We start from the raw sequence: 22104 nt of genomic DNA on the forward strand, positions 1-22104 counted from the left end.
CGGCGAAGCCGGGACGACTCGAGCTCCGACTCGCCCGGCTGCTGACGGTCCCGCGTCGGTGGTGCCGTTTATCGTGACAACGTGGACAGCGAAACACCCTCCCCGTGGTGGTCGACCCTCGGGGTCTTCGATCTCGAGACGACCGGGCTCGATACGAGCACAGCCCGCATCGTGAGCGCGCATGTCGGCCTTCTCGATGCCGACGGGCACGTCGTCCGTAGCCGGGACTGGCTCGCCGATCCGGGTGTGCCGATTCCCGAGCAGGCCACGGCGGTCCACGGGATCTCGACGGAACGAGCCCGAGCCGAGGGTCGTCCGGCCGCGACGGTGGTCGCCGAGATCATCGACGAACTCAACGCGCTGTTCGACGCGGGGATCCCCGTCGTCATCTACAACGCGCCGTACGATCTCTCCCTCTTGGCGGCGGAAGCGCGCCGTCACGGACACGAGCCGATCCACGAGCCCGCACCGATCATCGACCCACTCGTGATCGACAAGGCGGTCGACCGTTATCGTCGCGGCAAGAGGACCCTCGCGGCGGCCGCCGGTTTCTACGGAGTCGATCTGTTGTCGGCGCATGAGGCGAGTTCCGACGCGATCGCCGCCGGTCGTGTCGCTCAAGCGATCGCCCGCGTCTACGCCGAAGCGCTCGATGTCGCCGCGCATCACCTGCACGGTCTCCAAGTCGACTGGTGCCGTTCGCAGGCCGAGAGTTTTCAGGACTACATGCGCCGCACGAAGGACCCGCAATTCGTCACGTCCGGCCTCTGGCCCGTGCGCTGACGACGCCGGCGCTTCGGGCGGACGTTGCCGCCCCGACCGCCGGTCCAGCCGCTCCGTTCCCTCGGCGGGTCGGCACGGCCGGAACCGTCCGCACAGACGCGAATGGCCGGTTCCCGAAGGAACCGGCCATCCGACTCGGTCATGCGCGGCACTGCCGCGGACGACCTACTTGCCGAAGTTCTTGAAGCGCTGGTTGAACTTCTCGACGCGACCGGCCGAGTCCATGATGCGCTGCTTGCCCGTGTAGAACGGGTGCGACTCGGACGAGATCTCGACGTCGATGACGGGGTACGTGTTCCCGTCCTCCCACTCGACGGTCTTGTCGCTCGACACCGTGGAACGCGTGAGGAACGACGCGCCCGAGGCGAGGTCGCGGAAAACGACGGCGTTGTACGTCGGGTGGATGTCAGTCTTCATCGGAGGTCCTTGTTCATACGTTGTTGTGGTCGAGCACGGCTGGAGTCCGTACAGGTGGGATCGAGCACCCCTCCGGAGGAGCGATGTTCGCCGACGATCCAATCGGTGTCGGACGCCTGTTCGCCTCGCGAGGCTACGGCGCTGCCGAGCGGCGAGCGAGCCCGACTGTCGAGTTTATCAGAATCCCGTGACCTTGTGCGATCTCCGGGGACACGGTCAGACCGCGCGAGCCGAGAAACGCCCGTCGCGCTCGTCGAGTTCGATGGAGAGTCCGAACGTCGCCGTGAGGCTCTCGGAGGTGAGCGACTCCGAGATCGGTCCGCTCGCGACGATCCCGCCTCCCGAGATGAGGAGGGCGTGCGTGAATCCCGGCGGGATCTCCTCGACGTGGTGCGTGACCATCACGATGGCAGGTGAGTCGTCGGCGCGCGCGAAACCGCTCAACAACCCGACGAGTTCCTCTCGGGCACCGAGGTCGAGACTCGCGGCGGGCTCGTCGAGGAGCAGGAGCTCGGGGTCCGTCATCACGCTCCGCGCGATCTGGACACGCTTCTGCTCGCCGTCGCTCAGCGACCCGAAGTGTCGATCGGCGAGGCCGTCGAGTCGCCATTCCGCGAGAACGCGGTGGGCACGCTTGAGGTCGATGTCCTCGTACGACTCGTTCCAGCGCCCTGTCACGGCGTAAGCCGCCGTGAGGACGACGTCGAGGACGGTCTCCGTCGAGGGGATGCGTCGCGACATCGCCGTCGACGCGAGACCCACCCGCGACCGCATCTCGAAGACGTCGACACGCCCGAGGCGATTTCCGAGGAGCTCGACGGTGCCGCTCGTCGGGAACATGAAGCTCGAGGCGAGCTGGAGCAGCGTCGTCTTCCCCGCGCCGTTCGGACCGAGGATGACCCACCGCTGATCGTCGGTGACCGTCCAGTCCACATCGTGGAGGATGGAATTGCCGTTGCGGACGACGGACACAGCTGAGAGATCGAGAACCGACGACATGCTCTCTAGCCTATCGGCCGCGCGCGTCCGATACCGCCCGATCAACGCCCGGAGACCGCGGCGTACAGGGCGCGCGTGTCGTCCGCGATGCGCTGCCAACTGAACATCTCCTCCGCCCGCTTCCGTCCAGCGGCTCCCATGTCGGCCGCTCGTGGGTCTGCCACGATCCGAGTGAGCGCATCGGCGAGATCCGTCACGAACCGGTCAGGGTCGACCGGTGTTCCCGTTCCGTCGGTGACCTGCTCGATCGGGACGAGGAGCCCGGTCTCACCGTCCGCGACGACCTCGGGGATGCCTCCCGTCGCGGATCCCACGACCGGAGCGCCACAGGCCATCGCCTCGAGATTCACGATTCCGAGCGGCTCGTACACCGAGGGACAGACGAAGGCCGTGGCGCTCGTGAGGATCGCGCACAGTTCGCGGCGCGCGAGCATCCGATCGATCCACACGACTCCTGATCGCGTCTGCTGGAGTTCCCGGACTCCCGCTTCGACCTCCGCGAGGATCTCGGGGGTGTCGGGGGCGCCGGCGCACAGCACGAGCTGGACGTCGTCCGGAAGGGCCTTCGCGGCCCTGAGCAGGTACGGCAATCCCTTCTGGCGGGTGATGCGCCCCACGAACACGATCGACGGCTTGTCCGGGTCGATACCCGAGGCACGCACGAAGTCGGGATCGTCGACGGGACGCCATTCGTCGAGGTCGATGCCGTTGTATATCACCTCGACTTTCGCAGGATCAAGCCCCGGGTAGCTCCGGAGGATGTCCGCGCGCATCCCGCCACTCACGGCGACGACGGCCGCCGCCGATTCGAACGCCGTCTTCTCGATCCAGCTCGACACCCGGTATCCGCCCCCGAGTTGCTCGGCCTTCCACGGCCGGAGCGGCTCGAGGCTGTGCGCCGTGACAACGTGCGGAATGCCGTGCAGGAGGCTCGCGATGTGTCCGGCGCCATTGGCGTACCAGGTGTGGGAGTGCACGAGATCGGCACCCGCGCAGTCCTGCGCCATCTGCAGGTCGGTCCCAAGCGTCCCGATCGCCGCGTTCGCCGACGATAGCTCAGAGGGGACTCGGTAGGCGTACGTATCCGGTGCCTCTCGATCGGCGCCGAAGCAACGGACGGAGACGTCGATGTCGGCCCTCAGGGCCTTCACGAGCTCGGTGACGTGCACCCCCGCTCCCCCATAGATCTCCGGTGGATACTCCCGTGTCAGCAGGTCGACTCGCATTCTCCGACGGTAGTACACCTCCCACTCCTCCTCTAGGGTGGGGGCATGCCTGCAACGAAGAAGGTCTTCGGAATCGTCCTCGCCGGCGGTGAGGGCAAGAGACTCATGCCCCTCACGGCCGACCGCGCGAAACCCGCAGTGCCTTTCGCCGGTCAGTACCGGCTCATCGACTTCGCCCTGTCGAATCTCATCAACTCCGGTCTCACCCAGATCGTGGTGCTGACGCAGTACAAGTCGCACAGCCTCGACCGCCACGTCTCGCAGACCTGGCGACTCTCGGGCCTGCTGAACTCCTACGTCGCCTCCGTCCCGGCGCAGCAGCGTCTCGGGAAGCGGTGGTTCTCGGGTTCCGCAGATGCGATCCTCCAGAGCCTCAACCTGATCCGCGACGAGAAGCCCGACATCGTCGTCGTCGTCGGTGCGGATCACGTCTACCGCATGGACTTCAACGACATGATCGAGGCGCACATCGCCTCCGGCAAGCCGGCGACCGTCGCCGCGATCCGTCAGCCGATCGAGTTGAGCGACCAGTTCGGCGTCATCGACGTGCAGCCGGACGACCCGACCGCGATCCGCGAGTTCCTCGAGAAGCCCATCAATGCGACGGGTCTCGCCGACGCGCCCCACGAGGTCTTCGCCTCGATGGGCAACTACGTGTTCGACGCCGACGCCCTCATCGAGGCCGTCACCGTCGATGGCGAATCGACGACGTCCAACCACGACATGGGCGGCGACATCGTGCCCTACTTCGTTGGCAATGGTCAGGCCGGCGTCTACGACTTCAAGCGCAATGACGTCCCCGGCTCGACGAATCGCGACCGCGCCTACTGGCGCGACGTCGGAACCATCGACAGCTTCTTCGAGGCCCACCAGGACCTCATCTCGACGCTGCCGATCTTCAATCTCTACAACGCGGCGTGGCCGATCTTCTCGCAGCAGTTGAACTCGCCGCCGGCGAAGTTCGTCCGCGACGCCCGCGGCAACCTCGGCGAGACGATCGACTCGATCGTCTCGCTCGGTTCGCTCATCTCCGGGGCGCACATCGAACGCAGCGTGCTCGGCTCGTGGGCCCTCATCGAGTCCGGCGCGACGGTCGTCGATTCCGTACTGTTCGACCGGGTGACGATCCGCCCCGATGCCGTCGTGCAACGCGCCATCCTCGACAAGGAGGTCGTCGTCGAGCCCGGTGCGCAGATCGGCGTCGACCACGATCGCGACCGCGCACGCGGATTCACCGTGACCGACTCCGGGCTCACTGTGGTGGGCAAGGGGGTCAGGGTCGTCCCGTGACCGCTGTTCCATCCGCCGACGCGCCGACGCCGGCGTTCCTCGTCGTGCTCGACGTCGACTCGACCCTCATCGAGAACGAGGCGATCGAGCTGCTCGCCGAAGAGGCCGGAACGGTCGACCACGTGGCTCGAGTCACCGAACGGGCCATGCGGGGTGAGCTCGATTTCTCGGCGAGCCTCATCGAACGGGTCGCGACCCTGGAGGGACTGACGGTCGGAGTGTTCGACAGGGTCGCGCCACGCATCGTCGTGACCACGGGCGTGGCTGAACTCGTCGCGGGCGTGCACACTGCGGGCGGAGCGGTCTGCGTCGTCTCGGGGGGCTTCCACGAGCTGCTCGACCCGCTCGCCTCTCGGCTCGGACTCGACGATTGGAAGGCCAATCGTCTCGCAACGGACGAGGGTGCGCTGACCGGACGCGTGGACGGACCGATCGTCGATGCGGAGGCGAAGGCCGTCGCCTTGCGCGGTTGGGCCTCCCGCTGGGGGATCCCACTCGAGCGGACCGTCGCGATCGGAGATGGTGCGAACGACCTCCGTATGATGGCGGCCGCGGGTCTCGGCGTCGCCTTCGACGCGAAGCCGGCGGTGCGCGCGGCGGCAGACGTCGTCCTCCGAGATCGAGACCTCTCCGCCGTGCTCCCCCTGCTCGGACTCCCCCGGGCGTGACGCCCGGGCGAGGTCGGGTCAGTGACCCATACCGAGGCCTCCGTCGACGGGGATGACCGCGCCCGAGATGTAGCCCGCGTCATCGCTCGACAGCCATGCGACGACCTTCGCGACCTCCGACGCCGTCGCATACCGACCGGCCGGGATGGACTTCAAGTACTCGGCCCGCTGCTCTGCGGGCAGCGCATCCGTCATGTCGGTCTCGATGAAGCCCGGTGCGACGACGTTCGCCGTGATGCCGCGCGCGCCGAGTTCGCGCGTGATCGAACGCGCCATGCCGACGAGGCCTGCCTTCGACGACGCGTAGTTCACCTGGCCGGGAGAGCCGTAGAGGCCGACAACGCTCGAGATGAGCACGATGCGCCCGAAGCGCGCCTTGAGCATCCCCTTGGACGCTCGTTTGACGACGCGGAAGGACCCGCCGAGATTCGTGTCGACGACGCGATCGAAGTCGTCGTCGGACATACGCATGATGAGGGTGTCGGCAGTGATGCCCGCGTTCGAGACGAGCACCTCGACCGGTCCGAGCTCTCGCTCGACCTCCGCGAAAGCCGCATCGACGGAGGCCGTGTCGGTCACGTCGGCGCGCACGGTGAGCGCGCCCTCCGGTCCCGATCCGGATCGGGCGGTCACGGCGACGCGGTGGCCGGCCGCGACGAACTCCTCGGCGATCGAGAAGCCGATGCCCCTGTTTCCGCCGGTGACGAGGACGGTGCGTGCAGTAGTCATGAGATCCAATCCGAGCGATCGTGCGAGTGCGGGCATCCGGTGGTCGGAGGAGCCGATTCGAGGATGCAAGGGGGCCGTGAAGGTTGCCCCGGCCGCCTTACAGCCTAGGAGATGGACGTAGGCTGTTCATGACGATGAAACAACCATCCATCACCTCCCTCCCGGTGTCGCCAGACGAGGAGCGCCGGAGCAGGATGCGCAAGTATTCGATCGCGATGAGCGTTCGGATGGCGTGCATCGTGCTCGTCTTCGTCGTGCCCGGATGGTGGATGTGGGTCTTCGCCCTCGGCGCGATCGTGCTCCCCTACATCGCCGTGGTGCTCGCGAACGTCAGCGACAACAGGGCCGGGCGCGTCGACGCGCCGGGCCCCGTCCCGTACCGGGCGATCGAGCCGCTGCCGGAGGACCTTCCTCCGATGCCGGATCGGCCGGCCGGAGACGACCGGTGATCGGGCTCGGAACCGAGCCCGATCGACACACGTGCTCGCGGGCGGGCTGCCGCGCGGAGGCGTCGTCCCGCGTCGAATGGCGCAATCCCCGCATCCACGGCCCCGAGCGCACCAAGGTGTGGCTCGCATGCGACGAGCACGTCGGCTACCTCCGGGACTTCCTCGGAGCCCGCGACTTCCCCGTCACGGTGCGCCCTCTCGAGCCGAGGGCCTCGTCGTGAACAAGTGGCGCTTCGCGATCAGCCGCCGCTGGTTCGGCTACCTCGCCGTCGCGATCGTCTTCGCGATCGTCTGCGTCCTGCTGTCGAACTGGCAGTTGGCGAGACGGGCGGAGAAGACGTCGGAAATCGCCCTGGTCGATGACAACTTCGACGCGCAACCGGTCGACGTCACCGAGGTCCTCCCGGAACTCAGCTCCTTCGATCCGGGCGACGAATGGCGACCGGTGATCCTCGAGGGGACCTATCTCGCGGAGGAGCAGGTGCTCGTCCGCAATCGCCCGCGCGGAGGCCAACCGGGCTTCGACGTACTCGTCCCGTTCCGCACGTCGGATGGGAACGTCTTCATCGTGGACCGCGGTTGGCTACCGACCGGCAACGAGCAGGATCTTCCGGACGTGATCCCGGAAGCCCCGAGCGGCACCGTCACCGTGACCGCTCGTCTGAGGCCCGGAGAACCGACGGTGGCGAATCGCGGTGCGGGCGACGGTCAGATCGCGACGATCCACTTGCCCGACCTCGCCGAGCGCGTGGGCGAGCCTACCTACACGGGGGCCTACGGGATCCTCGCCGACGAGTCGCCGGCCCCGGTGGAACCTCGCCCGGCTTCGGTCGACCGTCCCGTGCCCGACGAGGGCGCCCACTTGTCGTACGCGTTCCAGTGGCTCATCTTCGGCATCCTCGGCTTCGTCTTCCTCGGCTACGCGGTCCGTCAGGAATATCGGGCGCTCAATGCCGACGACCCCGAGGAGCAGCGGCGCGCGGGACTGCGCGAGTACAAACGGAGGCAGAGGCGCACCGACGCCGACGTCGAAGACGAACTCCTCGATGCGACTGCCCCTCGGCCATAGCGACGACGGGCTCGCGGCCCGCCGAGCGCGATCGTCGGGAGCGCGCGATCAGGCGAGGCTGATGAGTTCGGCGTAGTCCTTGTTCCAGTGGTCCTCGACGCCATCGGGGAGGATGAGCACCCGCTCCGGGTTCAGGGCCTCGACGGCACCCTCGTCGTGGCTCACGAGGACGACGGCCCCCTCGTAGTGGGCGAGCGCATCGAGGATCTCGTCGCGGCTCGCCGGGTCGAGGTTGTTCGTGGGCTCGTCGAGCAGGAGCACGTTGGCTCCCGAGACGACGATCATGGCGAGGGCGAGGCGTGTCTTCTCGCCGCCGGAGAGCACACCGGCCGGCTTGTGCGAGTCGTCACCCGTGAACAGGAACGACCCGAGCACCTTGCGCGCCTCGGTCTCGGTGATGTTGGGCGACGCCGAGACCATGTTCTCGAGGACGGACCTCTTGACGTCGAGCGTCTCGTGCTCCTGGGCGTAATACCCGATCCGCAAGCCGTGACCCGGCTCGATCTGCCCCGTGTCGGGCTTGTCCACGCCCGCGAGGATCCGCAGGAGTGTAGTCTTTCCGGCGCCGTTGAAGCCGAGGATGACGACCTTCGACCCACGGTCGATCGCGAGGTCGACGGCGGTGAAGATCTCGAGCGAGCCGTAGGAGCGCGAGAGGTTCGAGGCCATGAGCGGCGTGCGGCCGCACGGGGCCGGCTGCGGGAACCGGAGCTTCGCGACGCGATCGACGGCGCGCACGTCGTCGAGGCCCGCGAGCATCTTCTCGGCGCGAGCGACCATCTGGTGCGCCGCAGCGGCCTTCGAGGCCTTCGCACCGAAACGGGCGGCTTGGAGCTGCAGCGTCGTCGCCTTCTTCTCGACGTTCGCCCGCTCCTTCTTCCGGCGCTCCTCGTCGGCCTCGCGCTGCTTCTGGTAATTGCGCCAGTTCATGTTGTAGGTGTCGATGACCTGACGGTTCGCATCGAGGTAGAAGACGCGATTGACGGTCTCCCCCACGAGTTCGATGTCGTGGCTGATGACGATGAAGCCGCCGGTGTAGCTCTTGAGGAAATCGCGAAGCCAGACGACGGAGTCGGCGTCGAGGTGGTTCGTCGGCTCGTCGAGGATCATGGTCCGCGCGTCGGAGAACAGGATGCGCGCGAGTTCGATGCGACGGCGCTGACCGCCCGACAACGTCTTGAGCTGCTGGTCGAGGATGCGATCCGGCAGGTTGAGATTGCTCGCGATCGACGCGGCCTCAGCCTCCGCCGAATAGCCCCCGAGCATGTGGAAGCGCTCCTCGAGGTTGCCGTAGCGCTTCATCGCCGCGCCGCTCACCGCCTCGTCGGGCGAGGCCATGGCGAGAGTCGACTCCTGCATACCGAGGACGATGTCGCCGAGACCACGCGCGTTGAGGATCCGCGTCCGCGCGAGCTCCTCGGGGTCGCCCGAGCGCGGGTCCTGCGGCAGGTAGCCCAGCTCACCGCTCATTTCGACCGTGCCGGCGTTCGGCATGAGTTCCCCGGAGAGCACCTTCGTGAGGGTCGTCTTCCCCGCGCCATTCCGCCCCACGAGCCCGATCTTGTCACCGTCGGACACCCGGAAGTCGACGCCCTCCATGAGTACGCGCGCTCCCACGCGGATCTCGAGGTCGTGAACGCTCAGCACGGTGTGTCCGTTTCTCGCCCGGGCGCACGGCGGTGCGCCGCACTGGACGGTGTGGTGGAGAAGAGGGGGTCAGCCCCCCAGTCTACGACGTGGAACCGGGAAGGTCGGCCTGCACGACCGACACGATGCGGTCGAGGGCCTCGTCGAGCAGCGCCGGATCGCACGCGAGGTTGACGCGGACGTGACCTGCTCCGCCCGGACCGAAGTCGCTCCCGGTGCGAAGAGCGACGCGCGCCCGCTCGAGGATCACGTCGGCGGGATCGCGCGTCCATCCGATCGCGCCGAAGTCGACCCAGGAGAGGTATCCGGCGCGCGGTTCGTGGACACGGACGACGGGCAACTCCGCACCGAGCCGGGTCGCGAGGGTCCGCCGATTGCGCTCGATCGTGAGGAGCGCGCGATCAAGCCACTCCTCGCCGTGGTCATAAGCGGCGATACTCGCGATGACGCCGAACTGCCCCGTCCGCCACGCGACCTCGTCGGGAAGGGAGCGGAGGAATCCGGACCGCTCCGGGTCGTCGGCGATCATCATCGCGCACTTGAGCCCCGCGACATTCCACGCCTTGCTCGCCGAGTGCAGCGCGAAACCCGTCCGGCGCGAAGCGTCGGACACGGCGAGCCACGGGGTGAAGACCGCGTCCGAGTGGGTCAAGGGCGCGTGGATCTCGTCACTGATGACCGTGGCGCCGAAGCTGTCCGCCAGGTCGGCGAGGGCGGCGAGCGACGCGACCGCGTGCGGGTGCCCGAGCGGGTTGTGCGGATTGCACAGCAGGAGCGCACGGGCACCCCCGCGGAACGCTCCCTCGATGCCCGGGAGGTCGAGGGACCCATCGGTCGTCAGAGGCACGTCGACGACGGGGACTTCCGCCTCCTCGGCGAGCAGGTAGAACGGCGGGTAGACGGGCGGAGTCATGACGACGCCCGAGCCGACCTCGATGCGTCGAAGCATCTCGACGATCCCCATGCTCACGTCCGCGGTCGTCTGGACGTGGGCCGTTTCGAGCGACCACCCCCATCGCCTCTCGGCGAAGGCGGCGAAGGCTCGCGGCAGTTCGGTCCGCGAGGCAACGTAGCCGGTGTCGCCTCGCTCGATCGCCGCATGCAGCGCGTCGGCGATGGGCTCGGCGAGGGGGAAGTCCGCCTCGGCGACGAACATCGGGATGACGTCGGGCGGGAACCCTCGCCACTTCTCGCTCGTGCGTGAGCGGAGCACGCCGAGAGGCGCCGCCGGAAGCTCAATCATGCACTCCCCCTTCGTGACGACGAATCCGACCGGCGCGTACCGGTCGGACTCGAGTTGGTCAGATGGCGAAGCCGAGCGCCCGCATCATGTCGCGACCGTCGTCGGTGATCCGCTCGGGACCCCACGGCGGCATCCAGACCCAGTTGATGCGGAAGGCGTCCACGACGCCGTCGAGGGCCTCGGCGGTCTGCTCCTCGAGGACGTCCGTGAGCGGGCATCCGGCGGAGGTGAGCGTCATGTGGATGACGAGCGCGTTGTTCTCGTCGTCCCATCCGAGGTCGTAGATGAGACCGAGGTCGACGACGTTGATCCCCAGCTCGGGGTCCATGACGTCCTTGAGGGCTTCCTCGACCTGGTCGAACTTGTCGGGAGCGAGCGTCGTTACCATGACGTTATGCTACGGGAGCGTCGGAGAGATAGCGATCGTATCCCTCTTCTTCGAGACGGTCCGCGAGTTCGGGGCCACCCTGCTCCGCGACCCTGCCGGCCACGAAGACGTGCACGAAGTCCGGCTTGATGTAGCGGAGAATGCGCGTGTAGTGGGTGATGAGCAGGACGCCGAGCCCCGTGTTCTCCTTGGCCCGGTTGACGCCTTCGGACACGATCTTGAGCGCGTCGACGTCGAGGCCGGAGTCGGTCTCGTCGAGAACGGCGAACGTGGGCTTGAGCAATTCGAGCTGGAGGATCTCGTGGCGCTTCTTCTCGCCGCCCGAGAAGCCCTCGTTGACGTTGCGCTCCGCGAAGGAGGAGTCCATACGCAGGTTCGACATCGACTCTCGCACGTCCTTGATCCAACTGCGGACGGACGGCGCCTCGCCGTCGACGGCGGTCTTGGCCGTGCGGAGGAAGTTCGTGACGGTCACACCCGGGATCTCGACGGGGTACTGCATCGCCAGGAAGAGCCCGGCCCGGGCGCGCTCGTCGACACTCATCGCGAGCACGTCCTCGCCGTCGAGTGAGATCGTGCCCGACTCGACGGTGTACTTCGGGTGCCCGGCGATCGTGTACGCGAGAGTCGACTTGCCGGAGCCGTTCGGCCCCATGATCGCGTGCGTCTCCCCCTCGCGGATCGTCAGGTCGACGCCCTTCAGAATGGGCTTCGTGCCCTGGTCGGTCTCCACGCTCACGTGGAGGTCGCGGATTTCGAGTACAGCCATGTCGCTAGATCACTTTCGTTGCGGTCGGGTCGATGTAGATGTCGCCGTCTCGGAGTTCGACCTCGTAGACGGGAACGGGTTCGTAGGCCGGCAGCGTCAGCGGCTTACCGGTGGTGAGCTCGAATTTCGAGCCGTGGGCCCAGCACTCGAGCGTCGAGTCCTCGACGAATCCCTCCGAGAGGGAGATGTCACCATGGGTGCAGGTGTCGCCGATCGCGTGCACCGCGCCATCACCATCGAGCACGAGGGCGATGGGAGCACCACCGACGACGACACGACGCGCCTGATTCGGGGCCAGGTCGGCCACCGCGCACACCTTCTCCTGCATCGTCAGTGCTCTCCGGCTGCGAGGAGATCGGTGCCCGAGAGCTCCGCCTCGATCGCCGCATCGAGTCGCTCCTGCAGCTCGGGGTCGCCGATCTGCTGCACGACCTCGGTGAGGAATCCGCGAACGACGAGACGACGCGCCTCGTCCTCGCCGATGCCTCGGGCCTGCAGGTAGAAGAGCTGCTCGTCGTCGAAGCGCCCCGTGGCACTCGCGTGCCCGGCGCCGGCGATGTCGCCCGTCTCGATCTCGAGGTTCGGGATGGAGTCGGCGCGTGTCCCGTCCGTGAGGACGAGGTTGCGGTTCTGCTCGTAGCTGTCGGTGCCCGTCGCCTTCTGTCCGATGAGCACGTCGCCGATCCACACGGACCGGGCACCTTCGCCCTGAAGCGCACCCTTGTACGTGACGCGGCTCTTCGTGTGCGGGGCGTCGTGGTGGACGTACACCTGCTGCTCGAGGTGCTGACCGGCGTCGGAGAAGTACAAGCCGAGGGCCTCGACGTCCCCGCCCTCGGCACCGAGGTGCGTCGAGGGATTCACGCGGACGACGGAACCGCCGAGCGACACCACCACGTGCTTGAGCTTCGCGTCACGACCGACCGTCGCGAAGTGCGCGGCGAGGTGGAGAGCGTCGTCGTCCCAGCCCTGCACACTGACGACGGTGAGGTCCGCTCCATCTCCGACGATGATCTCGACGTTCTCGGTGAGCTTCGCTCGACCGACACTGTCGAGGATCACGAGGCCCCGGCTCAACGGAGCGGCGGTGATCACGGTGTGCGCCGCCCGCGGTGTCGAGTCGAGGTCCGCGCGCCGGATCGTCGCACGCTTCTTCTCCTCACCGGAGACGTCGATCCGGAGAACCTCGCGCGTCTGGGACCACGCGTTGGCGGCGGCCCGTTCCTCGGGAGTTCCGGCGCGTCCGCGCTCCACTGCGTCGACCGCCGCCCAGGTGACGGACACACCGTCGACCTGGTCGGCGTCGACGCGGTAGGCGGCACCGTCGAGCTCACCGTCTATGAGGTCGGCGACGCGAGCGACCGGCGTCAGCTTCCAGGACTGCTCACGTCCCGTGACGGCGCCGAAAGCGTCGACATCGGTCGAGGTGAACCGCTCAGAGCGGGTCTGCACCGGCACGAAGGCGCCGGCACCGTCGCTGTGCGCGCGGAAACCGTGTTGACCGGTGGATTCGAGGGTCTGGCTGGGGGCCCCAGCCGGCACTGCAGTCGTCACTAGCCGACGGATCCTTCCATGCCCATCTCGATGAGCTTGTTGAGTTCGAGTGCGTATTCCATGGGCAGTTCTCGAGCGATGGGCTCGATAAAGCCGCGGACGATCATGGCCATGGCCTCGTCCTCGGGCATGCCGCGCGACATGAGGTAGAAGAGTTGCTCCTCGCTCACGCGCGACACGGTCGCCTCGTGGCCGAGCTGGACGTCGTCGACGCGGATGTCGATCGCCGGATACGTGTCACTCCGGGAGATCGTGTCCACGAGCAGCGCGTCGCAACGGACCGTGTTCGCCGAGTGGTGGGCGTTCGCGTCGACCCGCACCTCCCCGCGGTATCCCGCACGTCCCCCACCGCGGGCGATCGACTTCGAGACGATCGACGACTGCGTGTACGGGGCCATGTGGATCATCTTCGCACCGGCGTCCTGGTGCTGTCCGGGACCGGCGAAAGCGACCGAGAGCGTCTCGCCCTTGGCGTGCTCGCCCGTGAGGTAGATGGACGGGTACTTCATCGTGACCTTCGACCCGATGTTCCCGTCGATCCACTCCATCGTCGCGCCCTCCTGGGCGATCGCGCGCTTGGTGACGAGGTTGTAGACATTGTTCGACCAGTTCTGGATGGTCGTATAGCGCACACGGGCGTTCTTCTTGACGACGATCTCCACGACGGCGGAGTGCAGCGAGTCCGACTTGTAGATCGGGGCCGTGCAGCCCTCGATGTAGTGGACGTAGCTGCCCTCGTCGGCGATGATGAGCGTCCGCTCGAACTGGCCCATGTTCTCCGTGTTGATCCGGAAGTAGGCCTGCAGCGGGATCTCGACGTGAACACCCGGCGGGACGTAGACGAAGGAACCGCCCGACCAGACGGCCGTGTTGAGGGCGGCGAACTTGTTGTCGCCTGCGGGGATGACCGTCCCGAAGTACTCCTCGAAGAACTCGGGGTGCTCCTTGAGCGCGGTGTCGGTGTCCATGAAGATGACACCCTGGCGCTCGAGTTCCTCGTTGATCTGGTGGTAGACCACTTCGGACTCGTACTGGGCCGCGACGCCCGCGACGAGGCGCTGGCGCTCCGCCTCGGGGATGCCGAGGCGCTCGTACGTGTTCTTGATGTCGTCGGGCAGCTCTTCCCACGTCGCCGCCTGGCGCTCGGTCGACCGCACGAAGTACTTGATGTTGTCGAAGTCGATCTCCGAGAGATCGGCACCCCAGGTCGGCATGGGCTTGCGGCCGAAGAGGTCGAGCCCACGGAGGCGCCGCTTGAGCATCCACTCCGGTTCGTCCTTCAGTCGCGAGATGTCCGCGACGACCTCCGGGGATACGCCACGGCGCGCGGACGCTCCCGCGACGTCCGAGTCGGACCAGCCGAATTCGTACACGCCGAGGCTCTCGAGCTCTGGGCGATCGATCAGGACGTCAGACATGGCTACCTTTCTCTCCTCTCATCGACAACGGGTGCGTGCGAGCACGCATTCCCGGGCCGATCAAGCGTCGCCGCGCCGTAGCACGGCCTCCCCGTCATGGGCTCCGTTACCGGAGCCGACTCTCAGCGGGCATGGTCCGGAAGACCCCGTCGTCTTCGTAGAATGAGTGTGGAAGCACCGATCGGACCGTCGCCGTTCGGGAGAGTCTTCTCCGCGAACACCAGCCGATCCGGTCCCGGCCTCAACCCCCCGATTCTACAGGGTGCGGCATGCGAACGGGACGATGTCCGGGCGGGCTTTCAGCAAAAGATCCGAGGAAGAAGTCGAGATGAACGCCCCCACGGGAACACTGCAACGATTCTGGAGCTGGCTGCCGACGGGCGTGGACCGGCGCGTGCGCGTCATCGCGTGGGCGAACTTCGTGGCGCAGACGATCATCGTCGGCACGGGCGGCGCGGTCCGGCTGACCGGTGCCGGTCTCGGCTGTCCCACCTGGCCCCGGTGTACCGCTGAGTCTTTCGTGACCACGCCGGAGATGGGTATCCACGGCATCATCGAGTTCGGCAACCGCACCCTGTTCTTCGTGGTCGAGATCATCGCGATCATCGCCGTGTTGTACGTGATCAAGTACCGTCACGAGCGTCGCGACCTCTTCGTTCTCACGATCATTCCCGCGGCGAGCGTGTTCCTGCAGGCCATCGTGGGCGGCATCACGGTGCTGAGCGGACTCAACCCGTACGTCGTGGGTCTCCACTTCGTCCTGAGTGTCGTCCTCGTCGTCCTCGCCGCTGTGCTCGTCTACCGCGTCTACGAGCGGCCCGGTCCGCGCGCGCGGGTGGCACCGGGATGGTACGCCGGGGTCGCCCACGTGACGTCGTTCTTCGTGGCCGTCACGGTCGTGGTCGGGATTCTGACGACGGGATCCGGACCGCACGCTGGCGACGGCGGTGCCGCCCGTAACGGCCTCGACCCCGAACTGCTGCAGCACGTCCACAGCTGGCCCGCCTACGTCACTCTCGCACTCACACTCGTGCTCGTCGTCGGTGCGCTCCGTTTCCCGCCGCGGCCGCGCACGCGGACGTTCGCGCTGTGGCTGCTCGCCATCGAGATCGTGCAGATCATCGTCGGAGTCACCCAGGCCCGGCTCGGTCTCCCGGAGATTCTCGTCGGGATCCATATGGTCCTCGCCTGCCTGCTGACCGCGGCGATGACGGCCGTGATCCTCTCGCTGAAGAGCACTGTGCCGACCACGGTCATCGAGGCCGAGCGTCAACCGGTCTCCGGCGGCGCCTCGAACTGACCGTCGGCCCCCAGCTCGGGTCGGCTCCCCCACCGCCGATGGTGGAACGGGGCCGAGGAGCGGGATGCCGTCTCGAGCCTCGAGCCGTCGGCGGCTGACGAGATCGTCGACCAGGAGTCCGACTCGATCAGAAGGGCAGCAGCGGATCGATCGCGATGGCGAGGAAGAGCACCGTCAGGTAGCTGATCGAGCCGTGGAAGACGCGCATCGGTGAGACCGCCTCGTGCCGGATGGCGAGGTTGTACAGCCGGTGGGTCTCGTAGATGAACCAGATGCCGACGGCGACGGCCGTGACGGTGTAGACGACGCCCATACCGGCGGCCGGGATGAGCAGCAGCGAACAGGCGACGGTCGCCCACGTGTAGAGGATGACCTGGAGCCCCACCTGCGCACGTCCGCGCACGACGCCGAGCATGGGCACTCCGACCGACTTGTAGTCCTCGCGGTACTTCATCGAGAGCGGCCAGTAGTGGGGCGGGGTCCAGAGGAACACCACGCCGAAGAGGATGACGGGAGCCCACGAGAGCGAGTTCGTCACGGCCGCCCATCCGATCAGGACCGGAAAACACCCGGCGATCCCGCCCCAGATGATGTTCTGAGACGTCCGGCGCTTGAGCCAGAGCGTGTAGACGAACACGTAGAAGGCGATCGCGGCGACCGACAGAGACGCCGCGAGCAGATTCGTCGCCGCGAGCAACCAGACCGTCGACACGATCGCGAGCGTCCAGGCGAAGACGAGCGCCTCATGCGGGGACAACTCGCCCGTCACGAGAGGCCGGTTCTTCGTCCGCTTCATGACCTTGTCGATGTCACGATCGATGTACATGTTGAAGGCAGCGGCGGACCCCGCGCTCATCGCTCCTCCGAAGACGGTCGCGAGGATGAGCCACCAGTGCGGCAGGCCCCCCTCGGCGAGGATCATGACGGGGATCGTCGTGACGAGCAGAAGCTCCATGACGCGGGGCTTGGTGAGAGCGACGTAGGCCTTCGCCTTCCGGCGGAATCCGATCTGCTCGGTTCCGACGCGTTCTTCTACGGCTGCCTTCATCGCTCCTCTAACCGGTTTTCGTCCTCGTCGATTCTACGTGATGTCGAAGCCGTCCGGCTCCATTACTCCTCACGGTCGGCCGGCGCAACATCAGGACCGGGGGCCCACGGCGTCCCTATACTGGGGAACGCCCCGCGTCGGGCACATCCCACTCTCGCTGGCCGAAGCGGTGGCGCGTCCCGATGTCGACGGCGGCGCCGCGAGCGCGCCATTGCCTGACCGGCGAACGCGGTTCGCTGGTCCGAATTGGGAAGGATCAGTCACGTGGCAGTTCTCGAATGGGACGAAATCGACGAGAAGGCGGTCGACACGGCCCGGATTCTCGCCGCCGATGCCGTGGAGAAGGTCGGGAACGGCCACCCCGGAACGGCGATGAGCCTGGCGCCCGCCGCTTATCTCCTGTTCCAGAAGGTCATGCGGCGCGACCCGCGCGACCAGGACTGGCTCGGTCGTGACCGGTTCATCCTCTCCGCCGGCCACAGCTCGCTCACCCAGTACGTCCAGCTCTACCTCGGCGGCTACGGACTCGAGCTCGACGACCTGAAGGCGCTGCGCACGTGGGGCTCGAAGACTCCGGGTCACCCCGAGTACGGCCACACCGACGGCGTCGAGATCACGACGGGACCGCTCGGACAGGGCCTCGCCTCCTCCGTGGGGTTCGCCTATGCCGCCCGTTACGAGCGCGGCCTCTTCGACGCCGAGACGCCGGCGGGTGAGAGCCCGTTCGACCACTTCGTGTACGTCATCGCGAGCGACGGCGACCTCGAGGAGGGCATCACGAGCGAGGCCTCCTCGCTCGCCGGCCACCAGCAGCTCGGCAACCTCGTCGTCATCTACGACGCGAACCAGATCTCGATCGAGGACGACACGGACGTCGCCTTCACCGAGGATGTGGCCGCTCGCTACGAGGCGTACCACTGGCACGTGCAGACGGTCGACTGGAAGAAGACCGGCGACTACGTCGAGGACATCGAGGAACTCCACGCCGCGATCGAGGCAGCGAAGGCTGAGACGACCAAGCCGTCTCTCATCGTCCTCAAGACGATCATCGGCTGGCCGAGCCCGACCAAGCAGAACACCGGCAAAATCCACGGATCCGCTCTCGGCGGCGAGGAGCTCGCCGGCGTCAAGAAGGTCCTCGGCTTCGACCCCGAGAAGACCTTCGAGGTCGCCCCCGAGGTCCTCGAGCGCACGCGCGGCGCCGTCGAGCGTGGAGCGGCCGACCGTTCCGAATGGCAGAAGTCGTTCGATGCGTGGGCCGAGTCGAACCCCGAGCGCAAGCAGCTCCTCGACCGCTTGCTCACGGGCGAGCTGCCCGAGGGCGTCGAGGACGTGCTCCCGGTGTTCGAAGCGGGCACGACCGTCTCGACGCGTGCCGCATCCGGCAAGGTACTCACCGCTCTCGGAGAGGTCGTCCCCGAGCTGTGGGGCGGGTCCGCCGACCTCGCGGAGTCGAACAACACGACGATCGGCGGGGCAACGTCCTTCATTCCCGTGAACCGGTCGACCGAGATGTGGACGGGAGACCCCTACGGTCGCGTCCTCCACTTCGGCATCCGCGAGCACGCCATGGCTGCGATCCTCAACGGCATCGTGCTGCACGGCCCCACGCGCGCCTTCGGCGGCACCTTCCTCATCTTCAGCGACTACATGCGTCCGGCGGTCCGGATCGCGGCCCTCATGCAGATCCCGTCGATCTTCGTGTGGACCCACGACTCCGTCGCCCTCGGGGAGGACGGCCCCACCCACCAGCCCATCGAGCAGCTCTCGACACTCCGTGCGATCCCCAACCTCGCGGTCGTGCGGCCCGGCGACGCCAACGAGGTGTCGTACGCGTGGCTCGAGATCCTCAAGCGCCGCGGCGGCCCCGCCGGTATCGCACTGACCCGCCAGAACATCCCGGTGTTCGAGCGCGGCGACGGAGAAGCGTCCGGTGACACCTTCGCCTCCGCCGCCAACGTGGCCAAGGGCGCGTACGTCTTCGCCGAGTCGAACACGGGATCGACCGACGTCATCCTGCTCGCGACCGGCTCGGAGCTGCAGATCGCCGTCGACGCGCGTTCCGCTCTCGCGGAGGAGGGCATCGGAGCTCGCGTCGTCTCGGTCCCCTCGCTCGAGTGGTTCGACGAGCAGGACGAGGAGTACCGCGAGTCGGTACTGCCGTCCTCCGTCACCGCCCGGGTATCGATCGAGGCCGGTCTGGCGTTGACGTGGAGGGGCATCGTCGGCGACGCCGGGCGCAGCGTCTCCATCGAGCACTTCGGCGCGTCGGCCGACTACAAGACGCTCTACAAGAAGTTCGGGATGACGACGGAAGCAGCCGTCGCCGCCGCGAAGGAGTCGCTCGGTCGCTGACCGGGCCGAAAGAAAGAAACGGGTACATCTCATGAGCGACAACCCCACAGCAGCACTCTCGGCCGCCGGCGTCAGCATCTGGCTCGACGACCTCTCCCGCCAGCGGATCGGATCCGGAAACCTCGAGCAGCTCATCGCCGAGAAGAACGTCGTCGGTGTCACCACGAACCCGACGATCTTCGCGGGGGCGCTCTCGCAGAGCGAGTCCTACGCGAAGCAGGTCGGCGAACTCGCGGCGCAGGGGACGAGCGTGACCGACGCCGTCTTCGAGATCACGACTGACGACGTCCGCGACGCCGCGAACATCTTCGGCGACGTCTACGAGTCCACGGCCGGCTTCGACGGTCGTGTGTCGATCGAGGTCGAGCCGGGCCTCGCTCATGACGCCGCCGGTACGATCGCCGAGGCGAAGCGTCTCTGGGCCAAGATCGACCGACCCAACGTCATGATCAAGATCCCGGCGACGGTCGAGGGTCTCGAGGCGATCACCGAGACGATCGGCGCCGGCATCAGCGTCAACGTCACGCTCATCTTCAGCCTCCAGCGATACCGCGAGGTCATCAACGCCTACCTGACGGGTCTCGAGAAGGCGCGCGCCGCCGGTATCGACCTCTCGACGATCCATTCGGTGGCCTCGTTCTTCGTATCGCGCGTCGACAGCGAGATCGACAAGCGCCTGACGACGATCGGCACCGACGAGGCCCTCGCCCTCAAGAGCAAGGCGGGACTCGCGAATGCTCGACTGGCCTACCAGGTCTACGAGCAGTCCTTCGGCTCCGAGCGCGCGAAGACCTTGACCGACGCGGGCGCCAACCCGCAGCGTCCTCTCTGGGCATCGACGGGCGTCAAGGACCCGAACCTGCCCGACACGCTGTACGTCACCGGACTCGTCGCCGAGGGTGTCGTCAACACCATGCCCGAGAAGACGCTCGATGCGACCTTCGACCACGCCGAGGTCACGGGCGACACCGTCACGGGCGCCTACGACGAGGCGAACGCCGTCCTCGACGCGATCGCCGGTCTCGGCATCTCGTACGACGAGGTCACGGAGCTCCTCGAGAAGGAAGGCGTTGAGAAGTTCGTCGTCAGCTGGAACGAGCTCCTCGACACGGTCACCGCCGCCCTGGAGAGTGCCAAGTGAGCTTCAAGATCCGCGTGAGCGGAGCCGCGGCAGAGGCCGTCGCGACCGCGGTTCCGGCGCTCGTCGCCGACCTCGTGGCCTCCGGGATCACGGGCCAGAACCCGGACCTCTGGGGGCCCGACGCCGTCGAAGAGGCGTCTAAGCGACTCGGCTGGGTCGAGGCGCCGAGCATTTCGCGCCCGCTCGTCGACGAGATCGTCGCCTTGCGCGACGACCTCCGGTCCCGCGGTGTCACGCACATCGTTCTCGCGGGCATGGGCGGATCCTCGCTCGCACCCGAGGTCATCACGCGCACGGTGGGTGCAGAACTCACCGTTCTCGATTCGACGGCGCCCGGACAGGTCGCCGCGGCACTCGCCGACCGGCTCGAGGAGACCGCCATCGTCGTCTCGTCCAAGTCGGGATCGACGGTCGAGACGGACAGCCAGCGCCGGATCTACGAGGAGGCATTCCGGGGCGTCGGCATCGATCCGACGGAGCGCATCATCGTCGTGACCGACCCGGGTTCCCCGCTCGAGGCTTCGGCCCGCGAAGCGGGATACCGCGTCTTCAATGCCGACCCGAACGTCGGCGGACGGTATTCCGCGCTCACCGCCTTCGGCCTCGTGCCGAGCGGGCTGGCCGGCGTGGACATCGCCGAGCTCCTCGACGAGGCCGAGGCCATCCTCGTCGAACTCTCCGTGGACTCCGAGGACAACCCCGGCCTCGTGCTCGGCGCAGCGATCGCCGCGACCTCCCCGCGACGCGACAAGCTCGCGATCGTGGCCGACGGCACCCACATCGTCGGGTTCCCCGACTGGGCCGAGCAGCTCATCGCCGAATCGACCGGAAAACTCGGCACCGGCATCCTGCCCGTCGTACTCGAGCCGCTCGCGACCGAGATCACGGCCGGATATCCGGACGTCCAGGTCGTCCGCATCGTCGACGACGCGGACGAGCACGGGCACCTGTTCTCGGACGACCGCCACGACGGCGAGATCCACGTGAGCGGCACCCTCGGTGCCCAGATGATGGTCTGGGAGTATGCGACGGCCGTCGCCGGACGCCTCCTCGGGATCAACCCGTTCGACCAGCCCGATGTCGAGTCGGCGAAGGTCGCGACCCGTGGTCTGCTCGACAGCACCCCGGAGACCGCTCCCCCGGCGTTCGTCGACGGCGGCATCGAGGTTCGAGCGACGGGCGACCTGGCCGAGGGAGCGTCCACGGTCCGCGGAGCGGTCGATGCGCTGCTCGCGCAGCTCGGTGACGACGGGTACGTTTCCGTTCAGGCCTATGTCGACCGTGTGGCGACGCCTCAGCTCGACGGGATCCGCGACCTCTTGGCCGCCCGCGCGGGCCGCCCTGTCACCTTCGGGTGGGGTCCGCGCTTCCTCCACTCGACGGGTCAGTACCACAAGGGCGGACCCGCGACCGGTGTGTTCCTGCAGATCACGGAACACTCGGAGGCGGACATCGCGGTCCCTGGTCGTCCCTTCACGCTCGGGCAACTCATCCAGGCCCAGGCTGCCGGCGACGCGAGCGTGCTCGCCGACCACGGTCGTCCCGTGCTCACGCTCACGCTGAGCGGCGCCGACGATGACATCACCGCGCTCTTCGAAGCCGCAAACTGAG

The 22104-nt window shown here is 67.3% G+C and carries 22 protein-coding genes; 10 read left to right on the forward strand and 12 right to left on the reverse strand.

Going from position 1 to position 22104, the window contains the following annotated elements; translation table 11 throughout:
• Positions 1-81 precede the first annotated feature (81 nt).
• On the forward strand, positions 82-783 hold the full coding sequence (locus ELQ92_RS10015; protein WP_128498824.1) for a 3'-5' exonuclease: 702 nt from the start codon (positions 82-84) through the stop codon (positions 781-783).
• Positions 784-948: 165 nt separating this feature from the next.
• On the opposite strand, the gene ELQ92_RS10020 is transcribed toward ELQ92_RS10015, so the two are convergent.
• From ELQ92_RS10020 to glgA, 3 genes are all read right to left on the reverse strand, one after another.
• Positions 949-1200: a type B 50S ribosomal protein L31 gene (locus tag ELQ92_RS10020; RefSeq protein ID WP_128498825.1), complete on the reverse strand. Its 252-nt coding sequence runs from the start codon at positions 1198-1200 to the stop codon at positions 949-951.
• A 216-nt stretch (positions 1201-1416) separates the two neighbouring features.
• Complete coding sequence (locus ELQ92_RS10025) at positions 1417-2199, reverse strand: ABC transporter ATP-binding protein (protein WP_128498826.1); 783 nt, start codon at positions 2197-2199, stop codon at positions 1417-1419.
• A 41-nt stretch (positions 2200-2240) separates the two neighbouring features.
• Positions 2241-3425, reverse strand: a complete 1185-nt coding sequence (glgA, locus tag ELQ92_RS10030) for a glycogen synthase (protein WP_128498827.1) — start codon at positions 3423-3425, stop codon at positions 2241-2243.
• Between the two features lie 45 nt (positions 3426-3470).
• Between glgA and ELQ92_RS10035 the strand changes: the two genes are divergently transcribed.
• Together ELQ92_RS10035 and serB are read left to right on the forward strand one after the other, a co-directional pair.
• Positions 3471-4715 (forward strand): glucose-1-phosphate adenylyltransferase, encoded by a 1245-nt coding sequence (locus ELQ92_RS10035; RefSeq protein WP_128498828.1) that lies wholly within the window; start codon positions 3471-3473, stop codon positions 4713-4715.
• Positions 4712-5383 (forward strand): phosphoserine phosphatase SerB, encoded by a 672-nt coding sequence (gene serB, locus ELQ92_RS10040; protein WP_128498829.1) that lies wholly within the window; start codon positions 4712-4714, stop codon positions 5381-5383. Before ELQ92_RS10035 ends, serB begins: the two co-directional genes overlap by 4 nt.
• An 18-nt stretch (positions 5384-5401) precedes the next feature.
• On the opposite strand, the gene ELQ92_RS10045 is transcribed toward serB, so the two are convergent.
• A complete protein-coding gene (locus ELQ92_RS10045) occupies positions 5402-6112 on the reverse strand; it encodes a beta-ketoacyl-ACP reductase (protein ID WP_128498830.1) in 711 nt (236 codons plus the stop codon).
• A 134-nt stretch (positions 6113-6246) separates the two neighbouring features.
• On the opposite strand from ELQ92_RS10045, the gene ELQ92_RS10050 reads away from it, so the two are divergent.
• Genes ELQ92_RS10050 through ELQ92_RS10060 form a run of 3 tightly spaced genes read left to right on the forward strand, consistent with a single transcriptional unit; the run spans position 6247 to position 7630 of the window.
• Positions 6247-6561 (forward strand): DUF3099 domain-containing protein, encoded by a 315-nt coding sequence (locus tag ELQ92_RS10050; protein WP_243694969.1) that lies wholly within the window; start codon positions 6247-6249, stop codon positions 6559-6561.
• On the forward strand, positions 6558-6782 hold the full coding sequence (locus ELQ92_RS10055) for a hypothetical protein (protein WP_128498832.1): 225 nt from the start codon (positions 6558-6560) through the stop codon (positions 6780-6782). Before ELQ92_RS10050 ends, ELQ92_RS10055 begins: the two co-directional genes overlap by 4 nt.
• Positions 6779-7630, forward strand: coding sequence for an SURF1 family cytochrome oxidase biogenesis protein (locus tag ELQ92_RS10060; RefSeq protein WP_128498833.1), 852 nt, complete (start codon positions 6779-6781; stop codon positions 7628-7630). The genes ELQ92_RS10055 and ELQ92_RS10060 overlap by 4 nt, the downstream gene beginning before the upstream one ends.
• Before the next feature lie 48 nt (positions 7631-7678).
• On the opposite strand, the gene ELQ92_RS10065 is transcribed toward ELQ92_RS10060, so the two are convergent.
• The 7 genes from ELQ92_RS10065 to sufB form a co-directional block, all read right to left on the reverse strand.
• Positions 7679-9277 carry an ABC-F family ATP-binding cassette domain-containing protein gene (locus ELQ92_RS10065; RefSeq protein WP_128498834.1) on the reverse strand — a complete coding sequence of 533 codons (1599 nt, stop codon included), beginning with the start codon at positions 9275-9277 and terminating at the stop codon, positions 7679-7681.
• An 82-nt stretch (positions 9278-9359) separates the two neighbouring features.
• Entirely contained in the window at positions 9360-10520 is a 1161-nt protein-coding gene (locus ELQ92_RS10070) for a MalY/PatB family protein (protein WP_208004309.1), read from the reverse strand.
• Positions 10521-10578: 58 nt separating this feature from the next.
• A complete protein-coding gene (locus tag ELQ92_RS10075; RefSeq protein WP_128498835.1) occupies positions 10579-10908 on the reverse strand; it encodes a metal-sulfur cluster assembly factor in 330 nt (109 codons plus the stop codon).
• A 4-nt stretch (positions 10909-10912) separates the two neighbouring features.
• Positions 10913-11677: a Fe-S cluster assembly ATPase SufC gene (gene sufC, locus ELQ92_RS10080; RefSeq protein ID WP_128498836.1), complete on the reverse strand. Its 765-nt coding sequence runs from the start codon at positions 11675-11677 to the stop codon at positions 10913-10915.
• A gap of 4 nt (positions 11678-11681) precedes the next feature.
• Complete coding sequence (locus ELQ92_RS10085) at positions 11682-12005, reverse strand: non-heme iron oxygenase ferredoxin subunit (protein ID WP_128498837.1); 324 nt, start codon at positions 12003-12005, stop codon at positions 11682-11684.
• Positions 12006-12007: 2 nt separating this feature from the next.
• Positions 12008-13231 (reverse strand): Fe-S cluster assembly protein SufD, encoded by a 1224-nt coding sequence (sufD, locus tag ELQ92_RS10090; RefSeq protein ID WP_243694970.1) that lies wholly within the window; start codon positions 13229-13231, stop codon positions 12008-12010.
• Positions 13231-14649: a Fe-S cluster assembly protein SufB gene (gene sufB / locus ELQ92_RS10095; protein WP_128498838.1), complete on the reverse strand. Its 1419-nt coding sequence runs from the start codon at positions 14647-14649 to the stop codon at positions 13231-13233. The genes sufD and sufB overlap by 1 nt, the downstream gene beginning before the upstream one ends.
• 328 nt (positions 14650-14977) lie before the next feature.
• On the opposite strand from sufB, the gene ELQ92_RS10100 reads away from it, so the two are divergent.
• Positions 14978-15949, forward strand: a complete 972-nt coding sequence (locus ELQ92_RS10100) for a COX15/CtaA family protein (protein WP_128498839.1) — start codon at positions 14978-14980, stop codon at positions 15947-15949.
• Between the two features lie 127 nt (positions 15950-16076).
• On the opposite strand, the gene ELQ92_RS10105 is transcribed toward ELQ92_RS10100, so the two are convergent.
• On the reverse strand, positions 16077-16997 hold the full coding sequence (locus ELQ92_RS10105) for a heme o synthase (protein WP_128498840.1): 921 nt from the start codon (positions 16995-16997) through the stop codon (positions 16077-16079).
• Positions 16998-17261: 264 nt separating this feature from the next.
• On the opposite strand from ELQ92_RS10105, the gene tkt reads away from it, so the two are divergent.
• From tkt to ELQ92_RS10120, 3 genes are read left to right on the forward strand one after another with little or no spacing between them, the layout of a single operon-like run.
• A complete protein-coding gene (tkt, locus tag ELQ92_RS10110; protein ID WP_128498841.1) occupies positions 17262-19352 on the forward strand; it encodes a transketolase in 2091 nt (696 codons plus the stop codon).
• 31 nt (positions 19353-19383) lie between these two features.
• Positions 19384-20493 carry a transaldolase gene (gene tal / locus ELQ92_RS10115; RefSeq protein ID WP_128498842.1) on the forward strand — a complete coding sequence of 370 codons (1110 nt, stop codon included), beginning with the start codon at positions 19384-19386 and terminating at the stop codon, positions 20491-20493.
• Positions 20490-22103 carry a glucose-6-phosphate isomerase gene (locus tag ELQ92_RS10120; protein ID WP_128498843.1) on the forward strand — a complete coding sequence of 538 codons (1614 nt, stop codon included), beginning with the start codon at positions 20490-20492 and terminating at the stop codon, positions 22101-22103. The genes tal and ELQ92_RS10120 overlap by 4 nt, the downstream gene beginning before the upstream one ends.
• Position 22104 lies beyond the last annotated feature (1 nt).

Origin of the sequence: Labedella populi (genome assembly GCF_004078655.1) — a bacterium.
In the GTDB taxonomy this organism is placed as follows: domain Bacteria; phylum Actinomycetota; class Actinomycetes; order Actinomycetales; family Microbacteriaceae; genus Labedella; species Labedella populi.

Coding starts and splice junctions, on each gene's coding strand:
- ELQ92_RS10020 (WP_128498825.1), bottom strand. CDS start 1,200: ATGAAGACTGACATCCACCCGACGTACAACGCCGTCGTTTTCCGCGAC.
- ELQ92_RS10025 (WP_128498826.1), bottom strand. CDS start 2,199: ATGTCGTCGGTTCTCGATCTCTCAGCTGTGTCCGTCGTCCGCAACGGC.
- glgA (WP_128498827.1), bottom strand. CDS start 3,425: ATGCGAGTCGACCTGCTGACACGGGAGTATCCACCGGAGATCTATGGG.
- ELQ92_RS10035 (WP_128498828.1), top strand. CDS start 3,471: ATGCCTGCAACGAAGAAGGTCTTCGGAATCGTCCTCGCCGGCGGTGAG.
- ELQ92_RS10045 (WP_128498830.1), bottom strand. CDS start 6,112: ATGACTACTGCACGCACCGTCCTCGTCACCGGCGGAAACAGGGGCATC.
- ELQ92_RS10050 (WP_243694969.1), top strand. CDS start 6,247: ATGAAACAACCATCCATCACCTCCCTCCCGGTGTCGCCAGACGAGGAG.
- ELQ92_RS10070 (WP_208004309.1), bottom strand. CDS start 10,520: ATGATTGAGCTTCCGGCGGCGCCTCTCGGCGTGCTCCGCTCACGCACG.
- ELQ92_RS10075 (WP_128498835.1), bottom strand. CDS start 10,908: ATGGTAACGACGCTCGCTCCCGACAAGTTCGACCAGGTCGAGGAAGCC.
- sufC (WP_128498836.1), bottom strand. CDS start 11,677: ATGGCTGTACTCGAAATCCGCGACCTCCACGTGAGCGTGGAGACCGAC.
- ELQ92_RS10085 (WP_128498837.1), bottom strand. CDS start 12,005: ATGCAGGAGAAGGTGTGCGCGGTGGCCGACCTGGCCCCGAATCAGGCG.
- sufB (WP_128498838.1), bottom strand. CDS start 14,649: ATGTCTGACGTCCTGATCGATCGCCCAGAGCTCGAGAGCCTCGGCGTG.
- ELQ92_RS10100 (WP_128498839.1), top strand. CDS start 14,978: ATGAACGCCCCCACGGGAACACTGCAACGATTCTGGAGCTGGCTGCCG.
- ELQ92_RS10105 (WP_128498840.1), bottom strand. CDS start 16,997: ATGAAGGCAGCCGTAGAAGAACGCGTCGGAACCGAGCAGATCGGATTC.
- tal (WP_128498842.1), top strand. CDS start 19,384: ATGAGCGACAACCCCACAGCAGCACTCTCGGCCGCCGGCGTCAGCATC.